An 18987-nucleotide genomic window follows, 5' to 3' on the forward strand; every position below is an offset into this window, starting at 1 on the left:
GTGGCTGAGGTGACGGACGTCGCCCCAGCGCAGACCCCACCCGCACCCACGACCCTCGGCGAGCTCCGTGCCAGCGGAGCCGTCGCCCGGCCCGTCAAGGCCGAGATCCGCGCCAACCTGCTCGCCCGCCTGGGCGCCGGCGAGCCCTCCCTCCCGGGCATCGTCGGCTTCGAGGACACCGTCGTCCCCGAGGTCGAGCGGGCCCTCATCGCCGGCCACGACCTCGTCCTGCTGGGCGAGCGCGGCCAGGGCAAGACCCGCCTCATCCGCACCCTCGTCGGCCTGCTCGACGAGTGGACGCCGGTGCTCGCCGGCAGCGAGCTCAACGAGCACCCGCTGCACCCGATCAGCGTGTGGGCGCACCGCCAGATCGCCGAGCACGGCGACGACACCCCGGTCGCCTGGCTGCACCGCAGCGAGCGCTTCGGGGAGAAGCTGGCCACCCCCGACACCAGCGTGGGCGACCTCATCGGCGACGTCGACCCGATCAAGGTGGCCGAGGGGCGCACCCTGGGCGACCCGGAGACGGTCCACTACGGCCTGGTCCCGCGCACCAACCGCGGCATCTTCAGCGTCAACGAGCTGCCCGACCTCGCCGAGCGGATCCAGGTCGCGCTGCTCAACGTGCTCGAGGAGCGCGACATCCAGATCCGCGGCTACCGCGTGCGGCTGCCGCTGGACCTGCTGCTCGTGGCCAGCGCCAACCCGGAGGACTACACCAACCGCGGGCGGATCATCACCCCGCTCAAGGACCGCTTCGGCGCCGAGGTGCGCACCCACTACCCGCTCGAGCTCGCCGACGAGATCCGCCTGCTCGAGCAGGAGGCCCGCACCAGCGGGCTGGGCGCCCCCAGCGGGCACGACGCGTTCGACGCCCCCGTCGTCCCGGCGCACCTGGCCGAGATCATCGCCCGGTTCACCCGGCTGGTCCGCGAGTCCAGCCACGTCGACCAGCGCTCCGGCGTCAGCGCCCGGTTCGCGATCGCCGGGCTGGAGACCGTCGCCGCCTCCGCCGTCCGCCGGGCCGCGATCGCCGGGGAGACCCGCCCGGTGGCCCGGGTGGTCGACCTGCCGGGCGTCGTCCCGGCCAGCCGCGGCAAGGTCGAGTTCGCCGACGCCGGCAGCGACCCCGACGACGACCGGGAGCTGGAGGTGCTGGAGCACCTGCTGCGGCAGGCGACCGCGCAGACCTTCCGGGCCCGCTGCGGCGGGCTGGACCTGACCGGCCTGCAGGAGCACTTCACCGGCGGCGAGACCGTCGAGTCCGGCGAGCTGGTGCCGGGCGCGGCGCTGCTGGGCCAGCTGGGCACCATCCCCCGGCTGGCCGAGCTGCTGGGCCGCCTCGGCGTGCCGGAGGGCGAGGAGTCCGCCGAGCAGGCGGCCGCCGCGGTCGAGTTCGCCCTCGAGGGGCTCTACCTCACCCGCCGGCTGGCCAAGGACACCGACGGCACCCGCACGGTGTACGGGGCCTGACGGTGGCGCGCCCACGCCCCGGCAAGGGGTACCGGTACGGCCGCTGGCGGGGCGGGCCCGACCCGCTGGCCCCGCCCTACGACCTGGGCAGCGCCGTCGACGAGATCGGCGACTCGGTGCTCGGCGGCAGCGGCGTCCGCGAGGCGCTGCGGGAGCTGCTGCGCCGCGGCATGGACGGTCGCCGCGGCCTCGACGAGCTGCGCCGCTCCGTGCGGGAGCGGCTGCGGCAGGCCCGCACCGCGGGCCGGATGGACGGCACGCTGCAGGAGGTCCGCGAGCTGCTCGACCGGGCGCTCGCGGCCGAGCGCCGGGAGCTGTTCCCCGACCCCGACGACCTGGCCCGGCTCAAGGAGGCCGAGCTCGACGCGCTGCCGCAGGACACCGCGGGCGCCGTCCGGGCGCTCAAGGAGTACGACTGGGCCTCCCCCGAGGCCCGGCAGACCTACGACCAGATCCAGGACCTGCTGCGGCGGGAGGTGCTCGACAGCTCCTTCGCCAACATGAAGCAGGCGCTGCAGAACGCCACCGAGCAGGACGTGCAGGCGGTCAAGGACATGGTCGCCGACCTGTCGCAGCTGGTGGACGCGCACAACCGCGGTGAGGACACCGAGGAGCGCTTCCGCGAGTTCATGGACAAGCACGGCCAGTTCTTCCCGGACGACCCGCAGTCGGTGGACGAGCTGATCGACTCCCTCGCCCGCCGGGCCGCCGCGCAGGAGCGCATGATGGCCGGCCTCTCGCCCGAGCAGCGGGCCGAGCTGGCCGACCTGATGGCGCAGACCATGTCCGACCTGGGGCTGGCCAGCGAGATGGCCCACCTGCAGGACGCGCTGCGCCAGGCCCGCCCCGACCTGCCGTGGGGCCAGCGCGGCCAGGTGCCCGACGGCGAGCAGGGCCTGGGCCTCGGCGACGCCACCAGCGCCGTGGCGGAGCTGGCCGACCTCGAGGCGCTGTCCAACCAGCTCTCCCAGGGCTACGCCGGCGCCTCGCTGGCCGACGTCGACGAGGAGCTGCTCGAGCAGGCGCTGGGCCGGGAGGCCGTCGACGACCTCGCGGCGCTGCGGCAGATGGAGCGCGAGCTGGAGCGGCAGGGCTACCTCAACCGCTCCGACGGCAAGCTGGAGCTCTCGCCGAAGGCGGTGCGCCGGCTGGGCGCCACCGCGCTGCGGCGGGTGTTCGCCAAGCTCGACGCCACCGGCCGCGGCGAGCACGACGTCGCCGACGCCGGCGCGGCCGGGGAGCTCACCGGCAGCTCGCGGGAGTGGCGGTTCGGCGACGAGCAGCCGCTCGACGTCGTCCGCACGGTCCGCAACGCGGTGCTGCGCACCGCCGGCGACCCGCACGGGCACGGCGAGCGCCGGGTCCGCATCGCCGTCGAGGACTTCGAGGTCGTGGAGACCGAGCGGCGCACCGGCGCCGCGGTCGCGCTGCTGGTCGACCTGTCCTACTCGATGGCGCTGCGCGGCACGTGGGGCGCGGCCAAGTCGACCGCGATGGCGCTGCACTCGCTGGTGACCACCCGCTTCCCACAGGACGCGATCCAGATCATCGGGTTCTCGTCGACCGCGCAGGTGCTCAAGCCCGAGACGCTGGCCGAGCTGTCGGTGGACACGCTGCAGGGCACCAACCTGCAGCACGGGTTGATCCTCGCCCGCCGGTTCCTGGCCCGGCACCGCGACGCCGAGCCGGTGGTCCTCGTGGTCACCGACGGCGAGCCGACGGCGCACCTGGAGGAGGACGGCACGCCGTACTTCTGCTGGCCGCCCATGCCGGAGACCATCGCCCGGACCGTCGCCGAGGTGGAGCGGGTGGCCCGGTCCGGTGCCACGCTCAACGTGTTCGCGCTCGACCCCGAGCCGGGGCTGGTGCACTTCGTCCACGACATCACCGCGCGCGCCGGCGGCCGGGTCTTCACGCCCGACAGCGAGCGGCTCGGCGAGTACGTCGTCGCGGACTACCTGCGCACCCGCCGGGGCCGCCGGGCGCGCTGAGCCGAGCCGGGGAGGGCAGGCCGTCCCCGGTTAGCGTGGGGTCGTGCCCCGACTCCTCCGGGCCGGCCTGCTCACCGCGGCCGGCGCCCTGCTGGTGAGCTGCGGAGGTGGGGACGACGGCGGTGCATCGGCGTCGCCGTCGTCCTCCTCGAGCGCGGCCGCGACCCCGTCGTCGTCCGCCGCGCCGTCGTCCGCCGACCCCGGGGCGGCGGCGTTCTGCGCCGACGCCACGCCGGTGGTCGCCCAGCTGGGCGCGGCGCTCCAGGCCGCCGAGACCCAGGGCGTCGCCGCCCTGCCGCCCCTGCTCGACCAGGCCGTCACCGCGTTCGACGGGGTGACCGCCCCCGGGGAGGTCGCCGCCGACTGGCAGGCGGTCCGCGACGGGCTGGCGCAGCTGCGCGACCGGGTCGGCGCGATCGACCCGGCCGGCCCCGACGCCGACGCGCAGGTGGACGCCGCCGTCACCGAGGTCCAGGGGTCGGCGGCCGGGCCGGCGCTGTCGCGCATCGGTGCCTACTACGAGGAGAACTGCGGCTCCGGGGCCGCGCCCACGACGTGACCGTCACGGTCGAGGAGGTCGGCCTCGACGTCGTCCTGCCGCTGCGCAGCGCCGTCCTGCGCGGCGGCGGGCCGGCCGCGATGCCCGGCGACGACGACCCCGCGACCGTGCACCTCGCCGCCCGGACCGCCGACGGGCGGGTGGTCGGCGTCGTCCGGCTGTCCCCCGCGCCCTGCCCGTGGCGGCCGGCCCGGGCGCCGTGGCAGCTGCGCGGCATGGCCACCGACCCCGCCGTGCGGGGCGCCGGGGCCGGCCGCGCGCTGGTCGCGGCCGGCCGGGAGCTGCTCGCCGCGCGGGACGCGGACCTGCTGTGGTGCAACGCCCGCGTGCCCGCGGCCGGCTTCTACGAGCGGATGGGCTTCCGCGTGGTGACCGCGCCGTTCGACGTCGCGGGCATCGGCCCGCACGTCGGCATGCTCACCGCGCTCGGAGCGGCTGGGCGCCGCTCGAGCTGATCCCGGGGATGCGCCCGGCGCGGAAGGCGTCGACGAACAGCCGGTGGTCCTCCTGCGTCTGCCGCGCGTAGGCGTGCGCGAAGTCGACCAGGTCGGCGACGAACTCCTCGCGCCGGCCGCCGACCATCGCCGACACCGCCTCCTCGGTCTGGAAGTCGACCAGCGTGTGGTCGCTGTCGGCGTCGCCGACGCAGTGCATCTTCGCCGTCGCCCGGCCCAGCTGGGCCACGACCGGGGCGATCTCGTCGGGCTCGGTGAGGTCCTCCCAGTCCAGGTCCACCTCGTAGGGCGAGAGCTCCTGGACGACGAACCCGACGCCGTCGATCTCGGTGTGCCCGAGGAACTGCGAGGCGTTGGCCTGCAGCGCCCGCTGGCTGACCGCGGTGCGGTGCCCGTGGTGCTCGAAGTAGGAGCGGATCCGCTCGTCGCGGACGATCCGGCTGGGCGCGGCCACGTTGCCCTGCTTGAGCGACAGGACGACGTCGTTCTCCAGCGCCTGGTCGTAGCCCTCGAGCAGCACGTTGTAGGCGGGCAGGCCGGCGCTGCCGATGCCGAACCCCCCGGTGCCGATGACGTCCTTGACGTCGTAGGCGACGTCGCGGCGGCGCACCGGCGGGACGACGGTCTCCCGCCAGCGGTCCAGCGCGGCCAGCACCCGGTCCCGCTCGGCGTCGTCGAGCCGGCGGGTGCGGCCGCCGTCGGCGAACCGCCGCCGGTAGTCCTCGACGACGGTCATCCGGTCCAGCAGCGAGGCCCGGGTGCGGGTCGTCGTCTCCAGGATGGCCTCGCGGACGGCGCCCTCGGTGTTCGCGACGGTCAGCGCGAACGAGCGGTCGTCGTCGGAGCGGCGGAAGGCCTCCACCTGGTCCAGGTAGGCGCCGAGGTAGGTGCCGACCAGGTCGCCGATGACGTCGTCGCCGAGTGCCTTGCTCCACGCCAGCAGCGCGAAGCTGGCCACGAACCGGCGCAGGTCCCAGGTGACCGAGCCGACGTAGGCCTCGTCGAAGTCGTTGACGTCGAACACGATCCGCCCGGCGCCGTCCATGTACGTGCCGAAGTTCTCCGCGTGCAGGTCGCCCTGGATCCACACCCGGCTGGTCCGCTCGTCGCACCAGGGGTCCGCGAGGCGGTCCATGTCGGCGTAGAAGAGGCAGGCGCTGCCCCGGTAGAACGCGAAGGGGTCGGCGGCCATCTTGCGGAACTTGGTCCGGAAGGCGTCGGCGTCGGCGGCCATCAGCTCCGAGAAGGCCTCGACCAGGACGTCGACGATCAGCTGCGAGCGGTCACCGGGGGTTCCCCCGGGGGCCACCCGGTGGGGGGATTCGGGCACGGGGGGCACCGTAGAGGCCGACTAGCCTGCAGGACAGACGGTTGCGCGGCGCGACGGACGGGGTGGCGGTGACGAGGGCGAGCAGGGCGCGACGGCTGGCGGCCGGCGCCGCCTACGGCGGCGGCGGGCTGGGCCTGGTCGGGGCCGGGCTGCTCGCCCTGCTGCGCCTCCAGGCCCTCGCCGCCCGCCGCCGGGTCGAGGCGCGGACGTCGAAGCAGGACCCGCCGTCCGGCGACGGCGTCTACGGCCGGCGCCGCGGCAGGCCGATCGTGTTCACCGTGCTCGGCGACTCCAGCGCCGTCGGCCTGGGCGTCACGCGCGCCACCGAGACCCCCGGCGTGCTGCTCGCCGCCGCGCTGACCGAGCTCGCCGAGCGCCCCGTGCGGCTGGTCCGGCTGGCCGTCTCCGGCGCCGAGTCCTGTGAGCTGGACCCCCAGGTCGAGGCCGCGCTCGAGCAGAAGCCCGACGTCGCGCTGATCATGATCGGCGCCAACGACGTCACCACCCGCACCCGGCCGGCGGTGTCGGTGCGCCACCTGGCCGACGCGGTGCGGCGGCTGCGCGAGGCAGGCGCGCAGGTCGTCGTCGGCACCTGCCCCGACCTCGGGACGATCCGGCCGATCGGGCAGCCGCTGCGGCTGCTGGCCCGGCGGTGGAGCCGGCAGCTGGCCGCGGCGCAGACGATCGCCGTCGTCGAGGCCGGCGGGCGGACGGTGTCGCTCGGCTCGGTGCTCGGGCCGAGCTTCGCCCAGGACCGCTCGCTGTTCAGCGTCGACGAGTTCCACCCCAGCGCGGCCGGCTATTCGCAGGCCGCCGCGGTCATCCTCCCCGCGCTCGCCGACGCCATCGGCGTCTGGCCGGCCCGCGCCGAGCGCGGGCGGCTGCGCCGCACGTCGGTGCGCCCGGTGGCCCAGGCCGCGGCGCGGGCCGCCGGACGCCCGGGCACCGAGGTGCGGGCCACCGAGGTCCGCGGCTCGGGCACCGGCCCGCTGGGCCCGTGGGCCCGGCTGCTGCGCCGCCGGCCCACCGAGCTGCCCACGCCCGAGGAGGCCGGCGAGGCCAGGGCGGCGTCGGTCGGCTGAGCGCCGAGTGACCCGCAACACAACGGCGCTCTGTTCCCGGCGCACCCGCGACCCATCGCGTACCCGGGGGTAGTTTCCGGGGTGACCCGACACCCGGCACCCCCCGGCCGGGAGCCCCTCACCGTGGAGGACCCCATGCCCGAAGCCGTCATCGTCGCGACCGCGCGCTCCCCCATCGGGCGTGCGTTCAAGGGGTCGCTCAAGGACCTGCGGCCCGACGACCTGACCGCCACCATCGTCCGCGCGGCGCTGGACAAGGTCCCCGCCCTGGACCCGACCGACATCGACGACCTGATCCTCGGCTGCGGTCTGCCCGGTGGCGAGCAGGGCCACAACATGGGCCGCGTCGTCAGCGTGCTCCTCGGCATGGACCACCTGCCGGGGACCACGATCACCCGCTACTGCTCGTCGTCGCTGCAGACCACCCGCATGGCCATGCACGCGATCAAGGCCGGCGAGGGCGACGTCTTCATCTCCGCCGGCGTGGAGATGGTCTCCCGCTTCGTGAAGGGCAACAGCGACTCGCTGCCCGACACCCACAACCCGGTCTTCGCCGACGCCGAGGCGCGCGTGGCCAAGACCGCCGAGAGCGGCGCCGACTCGTGGACCGACCCGCGGGAGAACGGCGAGATCCCCGACATCTACGTCGCCATGGGGCAGACCGCCGAGAACCTGGCGCTGCTCAAGGACGTCTCCCGCCAGGAGATGGACGAGTTCGCCGTCCGCAGCCAGAACCTGGCCGAGAAGGCGATCGCCGAGGGCTTCTGGGAGCGGGAGATCACCCCGGTCACCACCCCCGACGGCACCGTCGTCAGCAAGGACGACGGCCCGCGTCCCGGCACGACCCTCGAGGGCATCTCCGGCCTCAAGCCGGTCTTCCGCCCCGACGGCCGGGTCACCGCCGGCAACGCCTGCCCGCTCAACGACGGCGCCGCCGCGGTGGTCGTCATGAGCGACACCAAGGCCCGCGACCTCGGCCTCACCCCGCTGGCCCGCATCGTCTCCACCGCGGTCACCGGCCTGTCGCCGGAGATCATGGGCTACGGCCCGGTCGACGCCTCGAAGCTGGCCCTGCAGCGGGCGGGCATGACCATCGACGACATCGACCTGGTCGAGATCAACGAGGCGTTCGCCGCGCAGGTCATCCCGAGCTACCGGGACCTGGGCATCGACATCGACAAGCTCAACGTGCACGGCGGTGCGATCGCCGTCGGCCACCCCTTCGGCATGACCGGCGCCCGGATCACCGGCACGCTCATCAACGGCCTGCAGACCGAGGACAAGACCTTCGGCCTGGAGACCATGTGCGTCGGTGGCGGCATGGGCATGGCGATGGTGCTGGAGCGCCTCTCCTGAGCTGAGCTCCCGGCACGCCACGGCGGCCCGGTCCCCTGACGGGGGCCGGGCCGCCGTCGTCTCGCGGCGGCTCAGCCGCGCAGCGGCCGGAACGCCGCGCGGACCTCGGTCGCGAACAGCTCGGGCTCCTCCCAGGCGGCGAAGTGCCCGCCGCGGTCGACCTCGTTGAAGTACGCGAGGGTGGGGTAGCTCTGCTCCGCCCAGCTGCGCGGTGTCCGCCAGATCTCGCCGGGGAACGTGGTGAACGCCGTCGGGACCGAGACCTCCGGGGGCGCCTGGCCGGCCGCGGCCGCGGCCGGGGCGTCGGGGCCGTAGCTCTCCCAGTACGACCGGGCCGCCGAGGCGCCGGTACCGGTCAGCCAGTACAGCGTGACGTTGTCCAGCACGTGGTCGCGGGTGAGGTTGCCGGTGGGCCGCCCGTCGGTGAAGGCGCGGGCCATCTTGTAGTAGGAGTCCGTGTCGTGGTCGAGCATCCAGGCCGCCAGGGCGACGGGTGAGTCGAGCAGCCCGTAGCCGATGGTCTGCGGCCGGGTGGCCTGCTCGAGGAAGTAGGCGAAGCCGCTGGACCGGAAGGTGGCGATCGCGGCGAGAGCCGCCCTCTCCTGCTCGGTGTCGCCCGGCAGCGGACCGCCCAGTGCGGTCACGAGCAGGTTGAGGTGGATGCCGAGCAGCCCCTCGGGCGCCTGCCGGCCCATCGCGTCGGTGACGCCGGCACCCACGTCGCCGCCCTGGGCCACGTAGCGGGCGTACCCGAGGCGGCGCATCAGCTCCGCCCAGGCACGTCCGACGCGGGCGACGTCCCAGCCGAGCTCCCGCGGTTCCCCGGAGAAGCCGTAGCCGGGCAGGGACGGCAGCACGAGGTGGAAGGCGTCCTCGGCGCGGCCACCGTGCGCCGTCGGGTCGGTGAGCGGGCCGACGGTCTCGAGCAGTTCGACGACCGAGCCCGGCCAGCCGTGCGTTATGACCAGCGGCAGCGCGTCCTCGTGCGGCGAGCGCACGTGCAGGAAGTGGACCTCCACCCCGTCGATCTCGGTGGTGAACTGCGGGAGCGCGTTGATCCGCGCCTCGCACGCGCGCCAGTCGTAGTCGGTGAGCCAGTGGCGCACGAGGGCCTGCACCGTCGCCAGCTGCACGCCCTGCGACCGGTCCCCGACCAGCTCCGCGGAGGGCCAGCGGGTGGCGGCGACGCGCCGGCGCAGGTCGAGCAGCTCCGCCTCGGGGACGGCGATCCGGAACGGGCGGATCGCGGTGGGATCGGCCCCGGCGGCGGTCCGCGGCTGGGGCACCGCCCCGGGGACGGAGACGGTCGTCGGGTCGGTGGGAGCGGACATCCGGGCCTCCTGGCGCGGGCTGGGGGTGGACCCGCTCGTGGGCCCTCCCCGACCCCAGCGCCGCCCGGCCCTTACCCGCATCGTCCGTGGCGGACGATCCGGCGTTCCCCGGCCCCCGGAGACGCCGGTGGCCCGGCCCCCCGAGGGGGACCGGGCCACCGGGACGGACCGCGGGTCAGTTGTCCTGGAAGTAGGACAGCAGCCGCAGGATCTCCAGGTACAGCCAGACGATCGTGACCAGCAGGCCGAAGGCGATGTACCAGGCGAACTTGGCCGGGGCGCCGCGGCGGATCGCCTGGTCGGCCATGTCGAAGTCGAGCAGCAGCGAGAAGGCCGCCACACCGATCACGACGAGGCTGAAGACGATGGCCAGCGGGCCGCCGTCACGCAGGCCCAGGCCGCCCGGGACGAAGAACGACGCGATCAGGTTGACCAGGACCAGGGCCAGGACGCCGAACAGGGCGCCGACGATCCAGCGGGTCAGCTTGGGGGTGACCCGGATGGCGCCGGTCTTGTAGACGACGAGCATGCCGGCGAAGACACCGAAGGTGCCGATCACCGCCTGGATCACGATCCCGGGGTAGACCGAGTTGAAGGCCTCGCTGATGGCGCCGAGCGCGACACCGTAGAGCGCGCCGTAGGCCAGCGTCGCCGCCGGGTTGGCGATCTGCTTGAAGCTGATCACCAGGCCCAGGACGAAGGCCACGAGCACCGCGGGCAGCGCCACGCCCCACGCGGCCTGGCCGGGCAGCGCCCAGACGGCGGCCGCGGCCAGGACGGTGACGAGGAACGACAGGCCCGTCTTCTGGACGACGTCGTCCATCGTCATGTAGCGGGTGGCCGGCGGGCCGTACGGGCCGGCGGGGGCCGGCGCGCCGTAGCCCTGCGGCGCGCCATAGCCCTGCGGCGCGCCATAGCCCTGCGGCGCGCCGTAGCCCTGGGGGGCGCCGTACTGCTGGCCGTACTGCTGCTGACCGGGAGCGGCGTAGCCCTGCTGGCCGTACTGCTGGCCGGAGCCGGGAGCGCCGTAGCCCTGGCCGTACGGCTGGCCACCGCCGGACGCGGCGTTGGCGAAGCCCCGGCCGAAGACCGGGTTGGAGCTGGGCATCGTCATCTCCTCGAGGTGACTGGTCGGTCGGTGGGCTGCTACCTCGCACCCCACTCGGTTCCTACAACGCCGCGAGTGGCCTGCGCGTTCCTGACCCTGCCAGTACCCCCGACCGGGTGGGAAGACGCGCCGGGGGCGCGGCACCGTGCGGTGCCGCGCCCCCGGGTCGGTGTCGGGTTCAGCCGGTCAGATCTCGTCCCCGCCGTGACCGTGGTCGTGGTCGTGGTCCGGCGAGAGGCCGCCGCCGCCGGCCTTCTGCTCCGGGGTCACCCGGAACTGGCGGTCGGTCGGGTCCTCCTGGAAGGTGCCGCCCGGCACCGGCCGGCCCTGGACGGTGTTGACCCGCGAGGTGTCGTAGGACAGCGTCAGCACGGAGTAGGCGATGGCGTCGGAGTTCGTCTCCAGCGCCTTCGGGTCGACGTTGTCGATCGTGTCCCCGACCTGGTGGTAGTTCGGGTCGTAGGCGACGCCGGCGTTCCCGCCGTACAGCGGCACCTGGTAGGCCTTCTTGAGGACCTCGGCGCCGGTGAACAGGCCACCGGAGGGGATGTCCGCCTCGATGAACGCCTGGTAGTCGCTGCGGCCGCTGAACTCGCTGCCCTCGTACCACAGGCCCTGCGCCTCGAAGTAGTCCTCGAGGACGTACTCGATCTGGGCCGAGCCGTCGGGGACCTCCACCGGCGCCGTGAAGTCCGACTGGTCGCCGTCGTAGATGAACCGCGCGAAGTTCGGCGAGCCGACCATGTCGAAGTTGAGGTACAGGCCGATCCGGTTCAGCTCGCTGTTCGGATCCTCCGGGTCGCCGAGCGAGGCGACGTAGTGCTCGGAGCCGAGCAGGCCGAGCTCCTCGGCGCCCCACCAGGCGAACCGGATGGTGTTCTCCGGCTTGACCTTGGTGATGTTCTCGGCGACCTCGAGGATCGCCGCGCTGCCGGAGCCGTTGTCGTTGATGCCCGGGCCCGCGAGCACGGAGTCGAGGTGGGCACCGGCCATGACCACGTTGTTCGGGTTCCGGCCGGGCAGTTCGGCGGTCACGTTGTAGGTCTCGCGGATCTCGCTCTCCGAGTCGACGGCGATGTCGACGGTCGTGCCCGGAGCGGCGAGCTCCTGACCCAGGGCCGTGGGGACACCGACGACCGGGATGGTGATCCCGGGAGCGCCCAGGGTGCCGTTGAGCGGCCCCGCCGTGTTGTTGAAGACGATGACCGCGTCGGCGCCGGCGGCTTGGGCGTTCTGGGCCTTGACGGCGAAGGCGCAGCCGCCCCGCTGGAGGAGGGCCACCGTGTCAGCCGCGAAACCGGCGAAGTCGGCGGCCTCGCAGCCGCTGCCGAGGCCGCTGCCCGCGAGGTCGACCGGGGTGACGACGCCGTCGTCGACCGTCCCGGCGCCGGTGTAGGTCATCGGCGCGTAGTCGGTGCCCACCGTGTACGTGGTCGCCGTGGGTGTGACCCGGCTGAACGAGCTGCTCCGCAGCTGGAAGAACGGGAAGTCGAACGGCTGGACGTCGACGTCGTAGCCGACTGCCTCGAGCCGCTCCTTCACGTAGGCGACGGAGTCGTCGTAACCCGAGGTGCCCGAGGCGCGGTTGCCGTCGTTGGCGCGGGCGATGTCCTGGAACGCCTGGAGGTGCTCCGTGACGCCCTCGAGCGTGACGCACTCGGTCAGCTTCGCGACGGTGTTGTTGGTGCGGGTCTCGCAGCCGCCGGCAGCACCGGCGGGCAGCGCAGCGACCACGCTCCCGGCCAGCGCGATGGCGCCGGCACTGCCGATCACGGCGAGCCGTGACCGGCGGGACGGGTGGGACAGGGTCATGGACGACTTCCCCTCGACGTCGGGTGTGAGCTCCGTTGCTCACGGGTTGTCACCCTGCCAACACCGTCACGGGGGACGTCAAGCCCTGGATTTCTTCTCGACTCTGCGGTAAGGGGCCGGAAGAGCTACAGGTCCGGACCGGTGCCCCCGGTGGGACTCGAACCCACACTGCGACCCTTTTAAGGGGCCTGCCTCTGCCGATTGGGCCACGGGGGCGGGCGCGCGGCGGACGGCCGCCCCGCGCCGCCAGCCTAGGGCGGCCCTCCGGCTCAGCCGGTCCCGGCGAGCTCCGTGGCCCGGGACAGGACGGCGTCCAGCATCGGCTCGGTCAGCCGGCCGGTGAAGGTGTTCTGCTGGCTGACGTGGTAGCTGCCGAGCAGGGTCAGCGGCCCGCGGGGCCCCTCCAGGGTCACCTCCACGCCGTGCCCGAACGCCGGCCGCGGGCGGGGCAGGGCGTACCCCGCCTCCGCGAGCACCGGCCACAGCGCCGTCCAGCCGAACCCGCCGAGGACGACGACCACCCGCAGGTCGGGCAGCAGCGCCAGCTCGCGGGCCAGCCACGGCGAGCAGGTGTCGCGCTCGGCCGGCGTCGGCGCGTTCTCCGGGGGCGCGCAGCGGACCACGGCGGCCACGCGCACGCCGGTCAGCTCCAGGCCGTCCCCGACGTGCGTCGACGTCGGCTGGCTGGCCAGGCCCGCCCGCCACAGCGCGGCGAAGATCCAGTCGCCGCTGCGGTCGCCGGTGAAGACCCGCCCGGTGCGGTTGCCGCCGTGCGCGGCCGGCGCCAGCCCGACGACGGCGATCCGCGCGTCCGCCGGGCCCAGGCCGGGCACCGGGCGGCCCCAGTAGTCCTGGTCGCGGAAGGAGGCGCGCTTGACCCGGGCGACCTCCTCGCGCCAGGTCACCAGCCGCGGGCAGGCGCGGCAGCCGGAGACGCGGGTGTCCAGGACGGCGAGGTCGCGGGCCGCGCGGGCCGACCGGGCCACCCCCGCCGGCGTCCGCGTGACCGGGAACCCCTGCGCGTCGACCGCCACGCGCCCAGTGGACCACCCGCCCGGGGACGCGCGGGCCGCGGGGGCGGCAGGCATGATCACCCCATGGCCCGCAAGCAGAAGGCGCCGCTGACCTGGAAGCTCCTCGGCACGGGGACGGCCACCGTGTCGGGGATCGCCGTCCGCAAGCTCACCGACGCCGCCTGGTACGCGGCCCGCGGCACGACCCCGCCGAAGAACCCGGCCGCGCCGGGCGTCTCCTGGCCGGACGCGCTGGCCTGGGCCGCGTTCTCCGGGCTGGCGGTCGCGGCCGGCCGGCTGCTGGCCGCCCGCGGCGCGGCCACGGCCTACCGGCAACTGACCGGCAAGCTGCCCCCCGGCCTCAACGAGGGGCCCTGACCCCGGGCTAGCCGCGCGCCAGCCGCAGCGCGATGCCGTCGAGGATGTCGTGCTCGCTGACGACGACCTCGTCGAGCGCGAACGCGTCCATGACCACCCGCAGCACCAGCGCGCCGGCGCCGATGACGTCGACCCGCCCCGGGTGCATGACCGGGTACGCGGCCCGGCGCTCGCGGGTGGCGGTGAGCAGCCCGGCGGTGACCGAGCGGACCGCCGAGACCGGGATCCGCGAGCCGTGGATGGCCTCGGCGTCGTAGGCGGGCAGCCGCAGCGCGAGCGCGGCCACGGTGGTCACCGAGCCGGCCAGGCCGACCAGCGTGACCGCCTCCTCCACCGGCACCGCCGCGGCCACCTCGGCCAGCGCCGCCCGGATGTCGGCCTCGCCGGCGCCGATCTCGTTCGCCGTCGGCGGGTCGCCGTGCAGGTGCCGCTCGGTCAGCCGGACGCAGCCGACGTCGACGGAGCGGGCGGCGCGCACCCCGGCGGCGTCGCCGAGGACGAACTCCGTCGACCCGCCGCCGATGTCGACCACCAGGTACGGCGGGCGCGGCGGCGGGCCGCCGTGCGCGGCGGCCGCGGCGGCGAGGGAGGCGGTGGCGCCGAGGAAGGACAGCCGCGCCTCCTCATCGCCCGGGACGACGTCCGGCGCCCGGCCGAGGGTGGCCAGCACCATCGCCTCGAAGTCCTCGCGGTTGGCGGCGTCGCGGGTGGCGCTGGTGGCCACCATCCGCACCGCGGTGGCGCCGAGGTCGCGGGCCTGGGCGGCGTACTCGGCGAGCACCACGCGGGTGCGCTCGATCGCCTCGGGGGCGAGCCGGCCGGTGGCGTCCACGCCCTGGCCCAGCCGCACGACCTCCATGCGGCGCAGCAGGTCGGTGTGCGCGCCCTCGGGCGGCACGTCGGCGACCAGCAGGCGGATGGAGTTGGTGCCGCAGTCGATCGCCGCCACCCGGGTCACGGCCGCTCCTCCGGCTGCGCGCAGGGACCGGCGGCCCACCACTCCCCCATCCCGGCCACCGCGCGGTCGCCGATCGGGTTCACGCCCGGCCCCGCGGCCAGCGCGTGGCCGGCCAGGGCGTGCAGGCACTTGACCCGGTCGGGCATGCCGCCGGCGGTGTTGCGGGTGGGCAGCTCGCCCAGGGCGTCGCGCTCGGCCAGGTAGGCCTCGTGCGCCGCCCGGTAGGCCGCGGCGAGGTCGGCGTCGGTGCCGAGGTCCTCCTGCCACTCGCGCATGCGCCCGGTGGACTCCAGCCGGCTGGCGGCCGCCGACGCCCGCGGGCAGGTCAGGTAGTACAGCGTGGGGAACGGCGTGCCGTCCTCCAGCCGCGGCGAGGTCTGGACGACGTCGGGCTGTCCGCACGGGCAGCGGTGCGCGACCGCCCGCACGGCGCGCGGCGGCCGGCCCAGCTGCCGGGCGACGACCTCGCGCTCCTCCGGCGTGATCGGCTCGTGCACCCGGCGTCCCGGGGTGGTCGGGGTGGTCACCAGGGAAGTCTGCGGCAGCCGGTCGGCGGGCCCGACGGCACCCCTCAGCCGTCGGCGTCGGCCACCGAGCCGAGCAGCTCCTCGTACCAGGGCCGCGGCGCGGCGTCGACGGCGTCGGGCAGCGTGCCGGCGTCGCCCTCGGCCGCCTCGCCGTCGACCACGACGACCAGCCGGTCGCCGGGCAGCACGTAGGCCAGCCGCTCGCGGGCCTCGCGGGCGGTCCAGGCCGGGTCGGCCTGGCGCTTGAGCTCGGCCTGCAGGTCGGCGATGCGCTCGTCGTAGGCGGTGCTCTCCGCGGTCAGCCGGGCGATCTCGGCGCGGCCGTCCAGCCACTGCCGCACCGGCCCGGCCAGCGTCAGCGACAGCAGCAGGAGCAGCCCGACGAACACGACGGTCCGGCCGGTGAACAGCGGCCGGCGCGCCGCCGCGGGACGCGCGGGCGTCCGCGGCGGCGTGCGCCGGCCGGGGCGGCGGGCCTCGGGACGGCTGCCGGCGCGCGACCGCGTCCCGGCCGGGACCGGCCGGGACGCAGCGTGCGACAGCGGGCGGCCGGTCGAGCGCCGCCGCCCCGAACCGGCGCTCACCGGGTCAGGAGGTCCGCAGGCGCGGGAAGGCCGCCGCGCCGGCGTAGCGCGCGGCGTCGTCGAGCTCCTCCTCGATGCGCAGCAGCTGGTTGTACTTGGCCACCCGCTCGCTGCGCGCCGGGGCGCCGGTCTTGATCTGCCCGCAGTCGGTGGCGACGGCGAGGTCGGCGATCGTGGTGTCCTCGGTCTCGCCCGAGCGGTGGCTCATCATGCAGCGGTAGCCGTTGCGGTGCGCCAGGTTCACGGCGTCCAGGGTCTCGGTGAGCGTGCCGATCTGGTTGACCTTCACCAGCAGCGCGTTCGCGGCCTTCCGCTCGATCCCGTCGGCGAGGCGGGCGGGGTTGGTGACGAACAGGTCGTCGCCGACCAGCTGCACGCGCTCGCCGAGCGCGGCGGTCAGCGCGATCCAGCCGTCCCAGTCCTCCTCCGACAGCGGGTCCTCGATCGAGACGATCGGGTAGGCGTCGACCAGCTCCCGGTAGTAGTCGGTGAGGAACTCCGCCGAGCGGGTCTGGCCCTCGAACTCGTAGCCGCCGTCGCTGTGGAACTCGGTGGCGGCGACGTCGAGGGCGAGCCCGATGTCGGTGCCGAGCGCGTAGCCGGCCTTCTCCACCGCCTCGGCGATGAGGTCGAGCGCGGCGCGGTTGTTCGGCAGGTCGGGGGCGAAGCCGCCCTCGTCGCCGAGGCCGGTGGACAGGCCGCGGCCCTTCAGCACCGACTTCAGCGCGTGGTAGGTCTCCGTGCCGACGGCGAGGGCCTCGGCGAAGGTCGCCGCGCCGATCGGGGCGATCATGAACTCCTGCACGTCGACGTTGCTGTCGGCGTGGGCGCCGCCGTTGAGGATGTTCATCATCGGCACCGGCAGCAGGTGCGACGACGGGCCGCCCACGTAGCGGAACAGCGGCAGGCCGGTGGACTCGGCGGCGGCGCGGGCGACGGCGAGGCTGACGCCGAGGATCGCGTTGGCGCCCAGCCGCGACTTGTCCGGCGTGCCGTCGAGGTCGAGCAGGCGCTGGTCGACCAGCCGCTGCTCGGTGGCCTCGTAGCCGACCAGCTCGGGGCCGATGACGTCGAGGACGCCGTCGACGGCCTGGGTGACGCCCTTGCCGCCGTAGCGGTCGCCGCCGTCGCGCAGCTCCACCGCCTCGAAGGCGCCGGTGGAGGCGCCGCTCGGGACCGCGGCGCGCGCGATCGTCCCGTCGTCGAGGGCGACCTCGACCTCCACGGTGGGGTTACCGCGCGAGTCCAGGATCTCCCGCGCGCCTACGGCATCGATGCTCGGCACGGGGAGCAGCCTAGCGAGGCGGGCGGGGCTTCCCCGGGACGCGTGGCCCCCGGGACTCCTGTAACGGAGCGGTCACGGTGCGGCCTCGGCGGAACCGGTCCGGCGATAACCTCGTCGTGGGCGGGCGTCTCCCACGTCTGCGCCGTCGGAGGACCCGATGACCGAGCGCCAGCAGCAGCGACCCCCCGGGTACGGCGCCGGAGCCGCGCCCCCGCCGCCTCCCGTGGACGCGGACGACGGGACGGGTCCGTCCATCCTCGGGTTCACGCCGGATCCCGCCGAGGACGACGACGCCGCGGACGTGGAGCCGGCCCCGGACGGCACGGCGGTGGCCGGGGTGGCGGCCGACCGCGGACGGCTGTTCTACGTGCGGCGCCCCGATGTCGTCGGCGGGGTGCTCCTGCTGCTGGCCGGCGTGGCCGACGCGGCGAGCCTGTGGCTGCCGTGGGAACCGGACGGGCAGACCACCGGGCTGGACCTGGTGGTGCGTTCCGTCGGCGCGGCCCGGGAGGGGGTCGCCGAGCTCGGGCGCACCGGCCTGTGGCAGCCGGCGGCGGTGGCGGCCGGCGGTGCCGTGCTCGTCGTCCTCGGGCTGCTGCTACTCCGTCCCGCGCGCGGGCACCGGGTGTCCGGGGTGCTGGCGCTGGCGGTCGCGCTGGCCGTGGCCGCCGCGGTCGTCGTCCGGCTGGGAGACGCCGGCTGGGACGTGTACCGGCTCGGGCCGGGCGTCTGGTGCGCCGCCGCGGTCGCCGGGCTCGGCGTGCTCGGCGCGCTGAAGGCGATGCTCACCGCGCCGCGGGTCACCACCGCGCCGGCCGGGCAGCTCCTCGTCGGCTAGGGCGCTGCCGACGCCGCGTCGGCGGCCGCGTCGAGCTCGCCGGCGTAGCGGCGGACCGCCTCGCGCAGTGCGTCCTCGGCGTCCCAGCCGCGCTGCGCGGCCGCGGCGACGACGGCCAGCAGCCGCTCCCCCAGCTCCTCCGGCGACGTCGAGCCCAGCTCGGCCGGCTCCGGCGTCGGGAGCCCGGCCCGGGCGGCCCGCCGCACCAGCGCCGTCCCCCACGCGGTGGCCGGCTGCGAGCGCGAGACGCCCTCGGTGGGCGAGCGCCGCTGCTTCTCGGCCTTCTTGATCTCCTCCCAGCCCGCCTCGACGCCGGCGACGTCGCGCGGGCCGGCGTCGCCGAACACGTGCGGGTGCCGGCGGACCAGCTTCTCGACCAGCTCGCGGGCCACGTCGTCGACGTCGAAGCGCCGGTCCGGGCCGGCCTCGGCGGCGACGCGGGCGTGGAAGACGACCTGCAGCAGCACGTCGCCGAGCTCCTCGCGCATCGCGACCGGGTCGTCGTCGACGATGGCGTCGTAGGCCTCGTGCGCCTCCTCGAGCAGGTAGCCGCGCAGCGAGGAGTGCGTCTGCTCGGCGTCCCAGGGGCAGCCGCCGGGCGAGCGCAGTCGGTCCATCACCGCGACGACGTCGAGCAGCCGGGCGCCGGGCGGCTCGGGGGCGCCGTCGACGACCGGCCGCCCGGCCACCTCCTCCCCCGGGGCCGCGAGGCAGGCGACGTCCCCGTCCAGGCCGGCCGCGTCGGTGGCGTCGGCGACCTGCCAGCCGGCGGCGCGCAGCGCGTCCGCGGTGGCCGCGGCGCCGGGCAGCGCGGCGATCCGGCGCCCGGTCAGCGCGGCCCAGCCGGCCGGGCCGAGCAGGCCGGGCAGCCGCGGGCTGACGGTGACGACGAGGGCGGGGGGCACCG

The 18987-nt window shown here is 75.4% G+C and carries 18 protein-coding genes and 1 tRNA gene; 8 read left to right on the forward strand and 11 right to left on the reverse strand.

Translation table 11 applies throughout. The features are described 5' to 3' along the window. Nucleotides 1-9: 9 nt before the first annotated feature. From ACI79B_RS02090 to ACI79B_RS02105, 4 genes are read left to right on the forward strand one after another with little or no spacing between them, the layout of a single operon-like run. The gene (locus ACI79B_RS02090) at nt 10-1473 is read left to right on the forward strand and encodes a sigma 54-interacting transcriptional regulator (RefSeq protein WP_456926471.1); all 1464 of its coding nucleotides are present in this window, start codon (nt 10-12) and stop codon (nt 1471-1473) included. A 2-nt stretch (nt 1474-1475) separates the two neighbouring features. Then, a complete protein-coding gene (locus ACI79B_RS02095; RefSeq protein ID WP_456926472.1) occupies nt 1476-3464 on the forward strand; it encodes a VWA domain-containing protein in 1989 nt (662 codons plus the stop codon). Nucleotides 3465-3507: 43 nt separating this feature from the next. Then, complete coding sequence (locus tag ACI79B_RS02100; RefSeq protein ID WP_456926473.1) at nt 3508-4023, forward strand: hypothetical protein; 516 nt, start codon at nt 3508-3510, stop codon at nt 4021-4023. Then, nucleotides 4020-4478 (forward strand): GNAT family N-acetyltransferase, encoded by a 459-nt coding sequence (locus ACI79B_RS02105; RefSeq protein WP_456926474.1) that lies wholly within the window; start codon nt 4020-4022, stop codon nt 4476-4478. Before ACI79B_RS02100 ends, ACI79B_RS02105 begins: the two co-directional genes overlap by 4 nt. On the opposite strand, the gene ACI79B_RS02110 is transcribed toward ACI79B_RS02105, so the two are convergent. Then, a complete protein-coding gene (locus tag ACI79B_RS02110) occupies nt 4441-5808 on the reverse strand; it encodes a DUF2252 domain-containing protein (RefSeq protein ID WP_456926475.1) in 1368 nt (455 codons plus the stop codon). The two genes, ACI79B_RS02105 and ACI79B_RS02110, sit on opposite strands and share 38 nt — an antisense overlap. A gap of 41 nt (nt 5809-5849) precedes the next feature. Between ACI79B_RS02110 and ACI79B_RS02115 the strand changes: the two genes are divergently transcribed. Beyond that, entirely contained in the window at nt 5850-6890 is a 1041-nt protein-coding gene (locus ACI79B_RS02115; RefSeq protein ID WP_456926476.1) for an SGNH/GDSL hydrolase family protein, read from the forward strand. 135 nt (nt 6891-7025) lie between these two features. After that, on the forward strand, nt 7026-8246 hold the full coding sequence (locus ACI79B_RS02120; RefSeq protein WP_456926477.1) for an acetyl-CoA C-acetyltransferase: 1221 nt from the start codon (nt 7026-7028) through the stop codon (nt 8244-8246). A 71-nt stretch (nt 8247-8317) separates the two neighbouring features. On the opposite strand, the gene ACI79B_RS02125 is transcribed toward ACI79B_RS02120, so the two are convergent. From ACI79B_RS02125 to ACI79B_RS02145, 5 genes are all read right to left on the reverse strand, one after another. Continuing rightward, the gene (locus ACI79B_RS02125) at nt 8318-9577 is read right to left on the reverse strand and encodes an epoxide hydrolase family protein (RefSeq protein WP_456926478.1); all 1260 of its coding nucleotides are present in this window, start codon (nt 9575-9577) and stop codon (nt 8318-8320) included. Between the two features lie 175 nt (nt 9578-9752). Continuing rightward, nucleotides 9753-10685: a Bax inhibitor-1/YccA family protein gene (locus tag ACI79B_RS02130; RefSeq protein WP_456926479.1), complete on the reverse strand. Its 933-nt coding sequence runs from the start codon at nt 10683-10685 to the stop codon at nt 9753-9755. A 186-nt stretch (nt 10686-10871) separates the two neighbouring features. Continuing rightward, on the reverse strand, nt 10872-12497 hold the full coding sequence (locus tag ACI79B_RS02135) for a M28 family metallopeptidase (protein ID WP_456928218.1): 1626 nt from the start codon (nt 12495-12497) through the stop codon (nt 10872-10874). 142 nt (nt 12498-12639) lie between these two features. Continuing rightward, a tRNA-Leu gene (locus ACI79B_RS02140) sits at nt 12640-12713 on the reverse strand. 53 nt (nt 12714-12766) lie between these two features. After that, a complete protein-coding gene (locus tag ACI79B_RS02145) occupies nt 12767-13531 on the reverse strand; it encodes a uracil-DNA glycosylase (RefSeq protein ID WP_456928217.1) in 765 nt (254 codons plus the stop codon). Nucleotides 13532-13594: 63 nt separating this feature from the next. Between ACI79B_RS02145 and ACI79B_RS02150 the strand changes: the two genes are divergently transcribed. Beyond that, nucleotides 13595-13888 (forward strand): DUF4235 domain-containing protein, encoded by a 294-nt coding sequence (locus tag ACI79B_RS02150; RefSeq protein WP_456928216.1) that lies wholly within the window; start codon nt 13595-13597, stop codon nt 13886-13888. A gap of 7 nt (nt 13889-13895) precedes the next feature. Here the strand turns inward: ACI79B_RS02150 and ACI79B_RS02155 are convergent, their stop codons facing one another. The 4 genes from ACI79B_RS02155 to eno are packed head-to-tail and all read right to left on the reverse strand — an operon-like array spanning nt 13896 to nt 17242. Continuing rightward, on the reverse strand, nt 13896-14846 hold the full coding sequence (locus tag ACI79B_RS02155) for a Ppx/GppA phosphatase family protein (RefSeq protein WP_456928215.1): 951 nt from the start codon (nt 14844-14846) through the stop codon (nt 13896-13898). Further along, nucleotides 14843-15373, reverse strand: a complete 531-nt coding sequence (locus tag ACI79B_RS02160; protein ID WP_456928214.1) for a DUF501 domain-containing protein — start codon at nt 15371-15373, stop codon at nt 14843-14845. The genes ACI79B_RS02155 and ACI79B_RS02160 overlap by 4 nt, the downstream gene beginning before the upstream one ends. Nucleotides 15374-15417: 44 nt before the next feature. Continuing rightward, nucleotides 15418-15957: an FtsB family cell division protein gene (locus ACI79B_RS02165; protein ID WP_456928213.1), complete on the reverse strand. Its 540-nt coding sequence runs from the start codon at nt 15955-15957 to the stop codon at nt 15418-15420. Nucleotides 15958-15961: 4 nt separating this feature from the next. After that, nucleotides 15962-17242 carry a phosphopyruvate hydratase gene (eno, locus tag ACI79B_RS02170; protein WP_456928212.1) on the reverse strand — a complete coding sequence of 427 codons (1281 nt, stop codon included), beginning with the start codon at nt 17240-17242 and terminating at the stop codon, nt 15962-15964. Between the two features lie 157 nt (nt 17243-17399). Between eno and ACI79B_RS02175 the strand changes: the two genes are divergently transcribed. Next, complete coding sequence (locus tag ACI79B_RS02175) at nt 17400-18080, forward strand: hypothetical protein (RefSeq protein ID WP_456928211.1); 681 nt, start codon at nt 17400-17402, stop codon at nt 18078-18080. Here ACI79B_RS02175 and ACI79B_RS02180 read toward each other — a convergent pair. Further along, on the reverse strand, nt 18077-18985 hold the full coding sequence (locus ACI79B_RS02180; RefSeq protein ID WP_456928210.1) for a MazG family protein: 909 nt from the start codon (nt 18983-18985) through the stop codon (nt 18077-18079). The two genes, ACI79B_RS02175 and ACI79B_RS02180, sit on opposite strands and share 4 nt — an antisense overlap. Nucleotides 18986-18987: the final 2 nt, after the last annotated feature.

It is taken from the genome of Geodermatophilus sp. SYSU D00879 (assembly GCF_054050375.1).